The organism is Lysinibacillus sp. DFXJR4 (assembly GCF_057196045.1).
On record NZ_JBXUNW010000001.1, the window covers coordinates 921,131 to 933,276 of the forward strand.

A 12,146-nucleotide genomic window follows, 5' to 3' on the forward strand; every position below is an offset into this window, starting at 1 on the left:
TGCTATAATGATTTCGTGTATGTAGTGTGAGGAAGGGCGATGTGAATGGACATTAAATTAACGTCAAAAATGATCCTTGAAAAGGAATTTAAGAAAAATTTTAAAGGCTACAATGTAGAAGAAGTCGATTCATTTCTTGATGAAATTATTCAAGATTATGAAACTTTTGAAAAAGTGGTGGCCCAACTACGTGAAGAGAACAGACAGCTTAGAGAAGAAATTGATAGTACTCCTAAAAGACAACCTGTTGCATCGACAGCTGGTACGACAAACTTTGATATTTTAAAACGTCTTTCGAATTTGGAAAAACATGTATTTGGCAGTAAGTTATACGAATAATTTTTGTCATTTACATTGTATTTATTATAAAACTCTAGTATAATGTTTCGTATCATCATGAAATTCGAGTAATCGCTGCGGCGCTAGACGTCGTAGAGGAAAGTCCATGCTCACACGGCTCTGAGACGACCGTAGTGTTCGTGCTTACTGAAAAAATAAGGTAAGGCAGCTGTTACAGGCTGACGGCGGAAGGAAAACCTAAGTCTTTAGATATGGTTGAAACTTCCTGAAAGTGCCACAGTGACGAAGCTTGCTTGGAAACTTGCAAGGTGGAACGAGGTAAACCCCACGAGTGAGAAACCCAAATTATGGTAGGGGCACTCTCTAGAAGGAATTGAACGGATAGAGGGACAGAGTTATCTCTGTAGATAGATGATTACTACCCGGTCGTACGAGGTGCAAACTGTTTGAGTACTCGGGAACAAAACATGGCTTATGGAATTTATGATGCTTAACTACGAAATAACAAGCGCTCTCCAATTTGGTGGAGAGCTTTTCTTTTGAGTTTATCTTGATTCAACAGATTTTTATTGTGCGAAAGCGCAGCGACAGCAACAGATTTTTATTGTGCGAAAGCGCAGCGACAGCAACACGGGTTTATCTGTGCGAAAGCGCAGCGACAGCAACAGATCTTTACTGTGCGAAAGCGCAGCGACAGCAACAACAACAACAACACACGACGAAGTGACCAACATCTCGTTGGCCCAAAGCCCCCTACGGATGTCACGGATTTTGAAGAGAAGCTTTTTGAGGGAAGTTCGAAAAAATCCAGACGCAATTACGTGGGGCGTAATTTAAGAACATGGTACTTGTTAATCATGGCTAGACATGCGCGATAAACGTTTAAGAATAAGGCAACATACTGTTTGTTATGCCTCTGTCTCTACGCATCTAAGCAAAACATCTGAAACTGTTATCGCAACGATGTACATATTTGTCTACAAACTAGTAGGCTGCGCATAGGCGCTATTCTATAAATGAGGGTAGTTTAGAGAGAGAGAATGGAGCGGAAACATGAACGGAGCGAACGATTGGAATAGTCAGGGGAAACTTAATTCGATTTCCAAATACCCCACTGCCTTAATTACAAAAATCTTCGAAAATGTCTCTGAAGGCATAATGATTACGGATAAAGATAAAAAGATTGAAATGGTGAATCCTGCATTTGAATTTGTAACAGGCTATAAGCGTGACGAAGTTATTGGAAAAACGCCTGCTGTGCTACAATCAGGTGTACACGAATTAAATTTTTATCTAGAAATGTGGCAAAAAATACGACAAGATGGCATTTGGCAGGGAGAAATATGGAATCGTCGGAAAACCGGAGACGTTTATCCAGAATGGTTAACAATTATTGGTGTAACCAATGATAAGGGTGAAGTTACAAATTACTGTGGTATTTTCACGGATTTATCTGAAAGAAAAATAGTTGAGAATGAGTTAGAGAAACGTTTGTTAACAGACTCATTAACGGAAGTATCCAATCGATTTGCTTATATTGAAAGAATGGATGGTCTTCTAGAATCTACTTCTACTATCTCCCATTCAGTTCAACATGCTGTCTATTTTTTAGATTTAGACAGATTTAAGCAAATAAATGATACATTAGGCCATGCGGTTGGTGATACGATTTTAGTAGAAGTGGCAAAACGTATTAAAACATTGTTGAAGAATAAAGATATCATTGCAAGGTACGGTGGCGATGAGTTTATTATTACGTTAACCAATGTAAAAAATGTTAAAGAAGCAGCAAAATTTGCTGAGCAAATTATTGGTATAATTGAAAAGCCTTTGGATATAAATGGGCAGAATGTTTTTATCTCTACAAGTGTCGGCGTAAGTATGTATCCAGTAGATGGCGAAACTACAGAGCAATTAATTCATTGTGCAGATAAAGCAATGACCTATTCTAAAAAGAATGGTCTTAACGGCTATTCGTTTTATTTTAAAGAATTACAAACTGATTCACAGCGCGTGTTATTATTGGATTCAGAACTACGAAAAGCTATTGAAAATCGTGAATTTGACCTTCATTTTCAACCAAAAATATTTGTTAAAAATGAACAGATTCAGGGCTTAGAGGCACTAGTAAGATGGAATAATGAACGGCTAGGTTTTGTATCGCCAGCAGAATTTATTCCATATGCCGAGGAAACGGGATTAATCATTCCATTAAGTGAAGTCATTATAGAAAAAGCTTGTGAGGCAGTATTGGAGATGCAACAGCATGGACGCAAGTTACCTATTGCCATCAATATATCAAGCATTCACTTTAAACAACAAAACTTTTTGGAGTCGATTCAAGCGATATTAGAGCGTTACAATATGCCTGCTAATAATTTTGAGATAGAAGTAACAGAACGCACGGTTATGAATAGTGCAAATGAAACGATAAGCAAGCTAGTGCGACTTAAAAAAATGGGCTTTAAAATTTCAATTGATGATTTTGGAACGGGCTATTCATCTCTGAGCTATTTAGTGCGATTCCCGCTTGATTGTTTAAAAATTGATCGCAGCTTTATTCAACATATTGCCTCGCTCGATGAAAAACAGGCTGTAGTAGATGCGATTATCCAAATGTCCCACCGCCTAAAAATGAAAGTGGTTGCGGAGGGTGTAGAACAGGCACAACAAGTGGATATACTACGTAAAATGAACTGTGATATTATTCAAGGCTACTATTACAGCAAACCACTACCATTAAATGAGCTAATTGAATTTATGGAGTTTTGGGAAATTGAGCATCAAGGAAGGAATTAGCATATGGCAAATTATAAATTAGTAGCAACGGCTGCGATGGGCTTAGAGGCAATTGTAGCGCAAGAGGTCAAGGCACTTGGCTATGAAACAACAGTAGATAATGGAAAAGTCTATTTTGAAGGTGATGAAACAGCCATTGCACGAACAAACTTGTGGCTACGTGTGGCAGACCGTGTAAAAATTGTTGTGGGTCAATTTCCTGCAACATCTTTTGAGCAATTGTTTGAAAGTGTAAAGGCTTTACCTTGGGAAAAATACCTACCAGTAGATGCAGCTTTTCCAGTATCGGGCAAGTCTGTCAAATCAAAATTATTTAGTGTACCGGATTGCCAGGCAATTACAAAAAAAGCAATTGTAGAGCGTATGAAGCAGCACTATAAGCGTTTAGGGTTTTTGGATGAATCCGGTGCTACCTATAAAATTGAAGTTTCAATCTTAAAAGATATGGCTACACTTACTATTGACACATCCGGTGCTGGGCTACATAAGCGTGGCTACCGTCAAGCACAAGGTGAAGCGCCATTAAAAGAAACATTAGCGGCTGCTCTTGTGCAAATTTCAAAATGGAATCCGAATCGACCGTTCGTTGACCCATTTTGTGGTTCGGGCACAATTGCTCTTGAGGCTGCTATGCTTGGGCAAAATATTGCACCTGGCTATAACCGTGAATTTATTTCAGAGGCTTGGCCATGGATGAAGGCAAAAATCTGGGACGAGGTACGGAACGAGGCAGACAGCTTAGCAAATTATGAGCAACCGTTGGAAATTTTCGGGTCTGATATTGACCATCGTATGGTGAGTATCGCGCAAGAAAATGCACTTGAGGCTGGCTTTGGTGAAATAATTACGTTTAAGCAAATGCAAGCACGTGATTTTACGACACAGCTTACAGATGGCGTCATGATTGGTAATCCGCCATATGGTGAACGTATTGGTGATGTTGAAGTTGTAGAGCAGGTGATTCGTGACTTAGGAACAATCATGAAGAGTAATCCAACCTGGTCTGTGTATATGTTGTCCTCCATGAAAAACTTTGAGGAATTGTATGGTCGTCAAGCGACGAAGAAACGTAAATTATTCAATGGTTTCATTGAAACGAATTATTATCAATTCTGGGGACAAAAATCTAAAAGAGATTAAACAATGATAACGGAAGATAAGATTTTTTTCTTATCTTCCGTTTCGTCGCGTATAATAGGACCAGATAGTTAGAGGGGGAACGTCAATTGCGTAAATCTTTACCTTTTGCATTAACAAAGGATCGTTCATTTTTTGAGTCATTAGGTGACTGGATGGGCGACGTCCTTTATGATGAATTGCCTGAAAAAGGCTTTGAATGCCGTGATGAGCAAATTTTTATGGCCTATCAAATAGAGCAGGCTCTAAAAGAAAAAAATGTGCTTTTTGCTGAGGCGGGTGTAGGAACTGGGAAAACGATTGCCTATCTTCTACCAGCTGTATCCTATGCACGTTATACTGGTAAACCAGCCCTTATTGCCTGTGCCGATGAAACTTTAATCGACCAGCTAGTAAAAGAGGGCGGAGATATTTATAAATTACAGAAAACGTTAGGGCTTGACATTGATGTGCGCTTAGCAAAATCAAGAGATCAATATTTATGCCTAAAGCGCTTTGAAGAGGCAGAAAAAGTAGAGACTGATGAATGGATTGATGATATTGCATTTTCTATACCTGATGGTGTATATGCTCAAGGATCGATGATTGCCATTCAGCCCTATGGAGAGCGTAGTGATTATCCAACAGTCAGTGATGAAGATTGGCAAAAGGTGAACTATAATGCCATTATGCAGTGCTCTGTATGTGATCAACGTAATCGATGTGGTCAAACACTACATCGAGCACATTATCGTAAATCAACGGATCTTATTATATGTTCACAAGATTTTTTGATGGAGCATTTGGCTACAAAGGAATCCCGTGAACGTGAAGGGCAATTGGCGCTATTACCGGAAGTATCTATGATTGTGCTAGATGAGGGGCATCTATTAGAATATGCTGCCCAAAAAGCAATGACGTATAAAGTACAGGCGACAACAATAGTTAAACTTTTAGAGCGTTTAATGGTAGATGGTGTGCGAGAGCGGACACTGTATGCGATGGAAAAACTACAAGATGATCATGAGTTATTTTTCGATCAGCTTCGTGATGATTTAGTTGCTTCTAAAGAGGAGCGTAAACGTATCAATAAATCGCCAACACTATTAAAGTATGGAAAACAATTAGTTGACGATGTAGAAACATTACTTGAAGAATTTGTTTTTGAATCAGAAATGTATATGATTCCAGAATACGAATTGAATATGGCTGAGGAATATTTAGAACAATACCAAGCATCCTTACGTATTTTTATAGCGCAGGGTGATGCTGTTGATTGGTTAGAGGAAACGGACGGAGAAGAAACACTCGTTATCATGCCACGACTTATTACAGAAGTTTTAGCAGAAAAATTATTCTCTAAAAAACTTCCAATTGTCTTTTCATCAGCGACATTGTCTGTTAATAAGGATTTTTCATATATTTCCTATAGCTTAGGAATTCGGGACTATCAATCATTTTCTGTTCCATCGCCTTTTGACTATGAAAAAGTCATGCGAATTTATTTACATGAGCTTTCTCAAAAGGAGAAGACATCGCGTGTTCAACAGCTTTTACGTGATGGAGAAAAAACGTTAATATTATTTAAATCCAAACAAGCTATGCTAGATTTTAAAGCTGAATTACCACTTATGGAAAGGATGTATATGGCTTTTGAAGGAGATCGTGAGCTTTCAGCCATTGTTCGTGATTTCCAGGATGATACCGTCAAAATATTATGCTCCTATCATTTATGGGAGGGTCTTGACTTACCAGAGGAGGCATTAACACGTGTCATTATTTATGACTTGCCTTTCCCACCACATGATCCATTATTTGACGCAAAACGTACGTTTGCAGAAAATCCGTATGAAGAGGTAGAATTACCATTTATGCAATTGCGTTTACAGCAAGGAATGGGGCGCTTAATCCGTACTTCAAACGATCATGGGGATATTCATATTTTATTAAATGAACAAGAGGTTTCTCAGCGTAAAACATTTGAAAATATTTTAGCTGTTACACCAGAAATAAAGTAAGAAAAAGCGGGTTTGCTTAAGTTTGCAAGCCTGCTTTTTTGTTATATTGAAATAATAAAATTGGTATGAAATGCAGATGGAAATGAAAAAAGTGTTGAATATTTCTCTTTTAAGCTATATAGTTCTTTGTAATGCAACGAAAATTATTAAAATAAATTATTTTTTTTGTTGAAAATAATTTTGCAAAAGGTTTATAATGATGACAAGAAATTATATGAATAGTCATTTTCAAGTTTGATTATTCTATGATAGGGGTGTTGAACCTGTCGAACATTCGAACATTGTGTAGTCAATATACAAACTTATCTTCAACAGATATAGAAAAGCTATTAGAAATAGAAACTACACTTTCCTATTATGCAGAATTGACAGATTGCTATATGTTTATAGATTGTATGTTGGAGAACCTACCACATGCAATTGTCGTGGCAGAAGCATTCCCCAAAAAAGAAAGACATTTATACGAAAAGTCTGTTATTGGAAAATTTGTTTTTGAGAGTTTTGAGCCAGCAGTATTTGCTGCTTTTAAAAATAAAGAAAAATCATCCATTTCTAGAGCCATCACACAAGAAGGTATAACTGTTGAACAAAATGTTGTCCCTCTCTTTAATAACGAGCAACAGGTTATTGCCGTGTTAATTCAGGAAAAAAAGGTGGAAATGAAAACAACACCGAAAGATGATTTTCAAAATATGCCCTTTGCTTTAATTGAGCATATTGTCGAACCAAATTCTCAACCAATACCAGTCGTTTCTGATTTGTTAGTAGAATCTATTATTCTTACTAATCATGAGAACAAAGTAATTTATAGTAATCCTGCAGGCTATCGATTTATTTCAGAGCTTTCAGGGTTGGAACATTTTGATAATGTTGCATTGAATAAGATTTTGCCATTTTTACAAGAGGTTTATGATAAAGGCGATGATGTCTTTTTCTTAGAAATTACGATTGATCGTAAATCCTTCATTGTGAAAAAAATTCCTATTCGCAGTCAAAATGATAAAGTAACACTTCTCATTATTCATGATCTGACAGAGCTAAAGCTGAAAGAAAATGAACTGATGATGAAAACATTTGCTATACGAGAAATTCATCATCGTGTAAAGAATAATTTACAAACAGTTACAAGCCTATTGCGTTTGCAAATGCGAAATGACTTGTCAGCTTCCAATGCAAGTGCTTTTCAAGAGGCATTAAATCGAATATATAGTATTTCATCGGTCTATGAACTAATTTTAGAGAATGAGGATAATGCGGAAGAGAAAGTAGACGTTATCGCGTTATCTAAGAAAATTGGACATAAGATGGTGGGAACAGCCAATACACCTTCCATTCAATTAGTCTTTCATCATGAAGACATTCAGTTATTCTGTCATTCGAAGAAGGCTGTATCTCTCGCGCTAATCATTTGTGAGCTACTACAAAATGCATTGAAATATGCTTTTGTTGGTCGTGAGGAAGGTACAATCGACATTCAATTTTTACAGGATGCTTCCGTCATTTCACTTCATATTTCTGACAACGGCGTTGGGATGCAAGAGGTGAAGGCATCATTTGGAATGGAGATAATAACAAGACTTGTTGAATATGATTTAGCTGGCACATTTACAATTATCCCTAGTGAAGAAGGTACACATACTCAAATTCAGTTTCCTGTAAGTGAGGAGGTATTTATCCTAAATGACTAGGAAAGTAATGATTGTCGAAGATGAGTCACTAATTGCTATTGATTTAAAATTTATGCTTGAAGATAATGGCTACGAGGTAGTGGCACAAGCAAACAATGGAGAATCGGCAATTGAGCTGGCTTTTGCACACAAGCCTCAGTTAATCCTAATGGATATTAAAATGCCTAAGCTAGATGGATTAAAGGCTAGCAAAATTATTGAACAGCAATTGGGAATTCCAGTGCTATTTATATCAGCGTATAGTGAAAAAGAATTGCTCCTATACATGAAGCAAGATAATATTTTAGGATATGTTATGAAACCGTTTTCTGAGAAAAATGTCCTTCCAGCGTTGGAAGTAGCATTTCATCAAATTGATAAATTCAACCGTTTAAACGGAGAATTACTGCATAAACAAACAGAATTAGAAAAACGCAAAATTATCGAACGTGCAAAAGGTTTACTGATGCAGTCAGAAAATCTTAGCGAGGATGAGGCGTATAAAAAAATTCGAAATGAAAGCATGCAGACTCAACAGGAAATGGTGACGATCGCGAAACGAATTATTAATACCTTACAAGTAAATAGTTGAAGCAAAGACGCTTTAAAGAGATTTCTTCTTTAATGCGTCTTTTTTTATATAGATTTATCAAAAACAAAGGGGTGATGAGTAGGATGGCAATGATAGGAACGATCATCGTTTATATTATTATGATTTGTGCTGTTTTAGGGGCAATCGGAGCGATTCGAGATGCTGAGTATGGGATTGGTAAGGAATTTATGAATGGTATCCATACAGTTGGTCATATTTTCGTCCCAGCAGCAGGGATCATGGCTGCTATACCTTACTTAACATGGTTTATTAGTCATTTTATTAGTCCAATTTTTGAGTTAATTGGTGCAGATCCTGCCATTGCAGCGACAACTATTTTAGCTTCGGACATGGGCGGCTACCAATTAGCCAATGCTTTAAAAGAGTCATATGAGGGATGGGTAATGGCTCTAGTTGTTGGGTTTATGTCAGGGGCAACCATTGTATTCTCAATTCCGATGGGTCTTGCGATGTTAGATAAACGTGATCATAAATATATGGCATTAGGTATTATGGCAGGCGTTTTAACAATTCCAATTGGAGCATTTATTTCATCTATCATGATTGTGCTTTTCAATACAGAGGTTCGTGAAGTAATTAGTACAACTGAGGCACCAACATATGTATTTGCTATTTCTGTGTTACAAATTTTAATTAATTTATTGCCTTTATTTATTTTCGTTATCTTAATTGCGTTAGGACTAAAGTTAATTCCAAATGGCATGATTAAGGGCTTCATGATTTTTGGGCGTGTTATGGATGCTGGTATCAAGCTTGTGCTGGTGTTCTCTATTGTAGAAATTTTCACAGGAATCTTTACGAAGGTTTTTGGAGCGTGGGGCTTTGATCCGATTATGGCAGATGAGATCGATCAATTCCGAGCGTTAGAAACAGCTGGGTACATCGGCATTATGCTAGCGGGTGCATTCCCGATGGTGTACTTAATTAGAAAATATGCCTCTAAACCTTTAGAAGCAGCAGGGAAAAAATTAGGCTTATCATCAGTAGGAAGTGCTGGTATTTTGGCAACAATTGCTAATATCTTAGCGATGTTTACACTGATTCGTCATATGCCACCAAAAGATAAAGTTATTAATATTGCCTTTGGGGTGTGTTCGGCATTTTTACTCGGAGATCATTTATCGTTTACGGCTAACTTCCAGCCAACCATTATTTTACCTGTTATCGCTGGGAAGTTTTTAGCTGGTGTGATTGCGATTATTCTAGCCTATAAATTGTCTGTACCAACAGCTTTAAGATTGGAACAGGAAGATCGCAAGGCAGGCATTATTAAAGAAGGAGAATACCAAACAGACAATAAGTCTTAATAATTTGAAGAAAGAGGTGATGACGTGTGAGTGAAGAAAAAAAGCGGTTTATACAGGAGTTTGTGCCCGGTAAGCAACTAACATTAAGTCATCTAATCGCAAATCCAGATCCAGATATGTTTCAAAAGCTTGGTATTCAAGAAGCAGGTGCGCTTGGCATTATGACATGTACGCCTAGTGAAACAGTGATTATTGCTGGTGATTTAGCCACAAAGTCAGCCAATGTAAAACTAGGTTTTTTAGATCGCTTTACAGGCAGTCTAGTGATTGTTGGTAGTGTCTCTGAGGTGGAAATGGCGATGTTAGAAATTAACCGTTTTTTATCAGAGAAGCTGGGGTATACACCATCAAAAATAACGAAGTCATAGGATGTGCTGCCGTATGAAAAATCGAGTAATGATAATAGGCGGTGTGCAAGCAGGTAAGTCAACGCTAATGAATGCATTATTAGGGAAAGATAGACAAGCCAAAAAAACGCAAGCTCTCGTTTTTGATGATTGGATTGTAGATACGCCCGGAGAATATATTGAAAATCCAATGTATTACAGAAATATTATGGCGACATCACTTGAAGTAACACATGTGATTTATTTGCAGGATGCCACGTCATCGAGGAGTGTTTTTCCTCCACAATTTAGTTTAGGCATACCAAAGATTCAAATTGGCGTGATTACAAAAATTGATGCGCCTCTTGCAGATGTTGATAGAGCAACAGCATTATTACAAAATGTCATGACACACGGTCCTATTGTCAAAACTTCTTCATGGCAAAATCTTGGTATTGAGTTGATTGCACCACTAATTCAGCTTAATACTGACGAAGAAATTCGCCAATTTGTCAAGGATCGTGATAGCCCTTATCTCATATATAGCTCTTAGCGGCGAGAGGGAGGAGTAAGTTGAAGACAGAAAAAATTTATAGTGCAGGTATTGATATTGGAACTAGTACAACAAAAATGGTTGTTAGTAGTTTTCTGTTGAAAAATGTTGCAGGGATAACGCATGTGCCACGGATCGAAATAATTGAAAAAAAGGTGTTACATCAAAGCCCTATTATTAAAACGCCATTTATCAATCACGAAATTATTGATATGGCAAAGATCGAGCAATTTATATTTCAGCAATATCAACTTGCTCAAATTTCACCAGCAGAAATCTCTACAGGAGCCATTATTATTACAGGTGAATCTGCTACAAAGGAAAATGCCAGTGAGGTTATCCACGCAATTTCGGACTCAGCCGGTCATTTTTTAGTGGCAACTGCCGGTCCTGATTTAGAAGGAATTATTGCTGCTAAAGGTGCAGGTACAGTGCAACAATCAAAAAATACTGCGAAAGTTATTGCGAATATTGATATCGGTGGCGGTACCGCGAATATTGCAGTTATGCAGTTTGGTGAGGTTATTGGTACATGCACACTTCATGTTGGTGGTAGACTCATAGAATTTCACAATGGGAAAATTCAATCAATTTCACCACCGATTAAGAAGCTAATGGAAAAATGGTCACACCCTTTACAGCTTGGTGATTCAGCTAGTGATGCTCGTGTGGCACAGCTTATTCAAGAATTGGTAAGCACATTAGTAAAAACGCTAAATGGTCAATTAACAGATGAGCACCATCCATTACTGTTAGGTCATTTACCTAACTGGGTTAAGCCAGTTGACGCTATTGTCTTTTCTGGTGGTGTAGCTTCCTGTATCTATGAAAATGATTGTACACAGCGTCAGTACGATGATATCGGCGAAAGTTTAGCGAAAATGTTAGTACAGCACGAGCAGCTACAATCATTTTTATGGCTACAGCCTGAAGAAACTGCTCGAGCTACGGTAACGGGTGCAGGTATGCAAACAACAGAAATAAGCGGGGCAACCATTCAGGTGGATGAAGATGTACTACCACTGAAAAATGTACCAGTGTTCAATTGCCATATGAATACAGCTACAAAAGTATTTGATGAGACGGTGAAGATGGCAGTGGAAAGAGCAGATGCCCTATTTTCCACACAGGACAATCGTTCACCATTTGCCCTCTATTTTAGCGAATTACCGTATTTAAGCTTTCATGATGTACATGCATTAGGCGAGGCCATTTTACAGCACTTGGCAACAAGATGCTCCAAGGAAATGCCAATTATCATAGTCATTCAATCAGATTATGCAAAGATTATTGGGCAAACCATTCAGGCAATTAATTCAACGGTTCCAATTATTTGCATCGATCAAATCAAAGTGGAGACAGGTGATTACATCGATATAGGAGAGGTTCTGCCATCTGGCGTTGTTCCTGTTGTTGTGAAAACTCTTGCCTTCCACTCAAAGTAAGG

General features: G+C 37.7%; 10 protein-coding genes and 1 other RNA gene. All 11 read left to right on the forward strand.

What is annotated here, in order from left to right:
- Positions 1 to 45 precede the first annotated feature (45 nt).
- The 11 genes from gpsB to AC2CGN_RS04715 all read left to right on the forward strand — a co-directional run bounded on the left by gpsB (position 46) and on the right by AC2CGN_RS04715 (position 12,144).
- Complete coding sequence (gene gpsB, locus AC2CGN_RS04665) at positions 46 to 339, forward strand: cell division regulator GpsB (protein WP_054770397.1); 294 nt, start codon at positions 46 to 48, stop codon at positions 337 to 339.
- A 60-nt stretch (positions 340 to 399) separates the two neighbouring features.
- An RNA gene (rnpB, locus tag AC2CGN_RS04670) (RNase P RNA component class B) lies at positions 400 to 780 on the forward strand.
- 573 nt (positions 781 to 1,353) lie between these two features.
- Positions 1,354 to 3,099: an EAL domain-containing protein gene (locus AC2CGN_RS04675; RefSeq protein WP_484512438.1), complete on the forward strand. Its 1,746-nt coding sequence runs from the start codon at positions 1,354 to 1,356 to the stop codon at positions 3,097 to 3,099.
- Between the two features lie 3 nt (positions 3,100 to 3,102).
- Positions 3,103 to 4,239 (forward strand): THUMP domain-containing class I SAM-dependent RNA methyltransferase, encoded by a 1,137-nt coding sequence (locus tag AC2CGN_RS04680; protein WP_429981222.1) that lies wholly within the window; start codon positions 3,103 to 3,105, stop codon positions 4,237 to 4,239.
- A gap of 86 nt (positions 4,240 to 4,325) precedes the next feature.
- Positions 4,326 to 6,233, forward strand: coding sequence for an ATP-dependent DNA helicase (locus AC2CGN_RS04685; protein ID WP_484512440.1), 1,908 nt, complete (start codon positions 4,326 to 4,328; stop codon positions 6,231 to 6,233).
- A 245-nt stretch (positions 6,234 to 6,478) separates the two neighbouring features.
- A complete protein-coding gene (locus AC2CGN_RS04690; RefSeq protein WP_429981224.1) occupies positions 6,479 to 7,921 on the forward strand; it encodes a sensor histidine kinase in 1,443 nt (480 codons plus the stop codon).
- Positions 7,914 to 8,492, forward strand: coding sequence for an ANTAR domain-containing response regulator (locus AC2CGN_RS04695; RefSeq protein ID WP_283871717.1), 579 nt, complete (start codon positions 7,914 to 7,916; stop codon positions 8,490 to 8,492). Before AC2CGN_RS04690 ends, AC2CGN_RS04695 begins: the two co-directional genes overlap by 8 nt.
- A gap of 83 nt (positions 8,493 to 8,575) precedes the next feature.
- Positions 8,576 to 9,820 carry an ethanolamine utilization protein EutH gene (gene eutH / locus AC2CGN_RS04700; RefSeq protein ID WP_429981225.1) on the forward strand — a complete coding sequence of 415 codons (1,245 nt, stop codon included), beginning with the start codon at positions 8,576 to 8,578 and terminating at the stop codon, positions 9,818 to 9,820.
- A 26-nt stretch (positions 9,821 to 9,846) separates the two neighbouring features.
- A complete protein-coding gene (gene eutS / locus AC2CGN_RS04705; RefSeq protein ID WP_283871719.1) occupies positions 9,847 to 10,188 on the forward strand; it encodes an ethanolamine utilization microcompartment protein EutS in 342 nt (113 codons plus the stop codon).
- A 13-nt stretch (positions 10,189 to 10,201) separates the two neighbouring features.
- Positions 10,202 to 10,699, forward strand: a complete 498-nt coding sequence (locus AC2CGN_RS04710; protein WP_286926246.1) for a EutP/PduV family microcompartment system protein — start codon at positions 10,202 to 10,204, stop codon at positions 10,697 to 10,699.
- Between the two features lie 20 nt (positions 10,700 to 10,719).
- On the forward strand, positions 10,720 to 12,144 hold the full coding sequence (locus AC2CGN_RS04715) for an ethanolamine ammonia-lyase reactivating factor EutA (RefSeq protein ID WP_429981226.1): 1,425 nt from the start codon (positions 10,720 to 10,722) through the stop codon (positions 12,142 to 12,144).
- Positions 12,145 to 12,146: the final 2 nt, after the last annotated feature.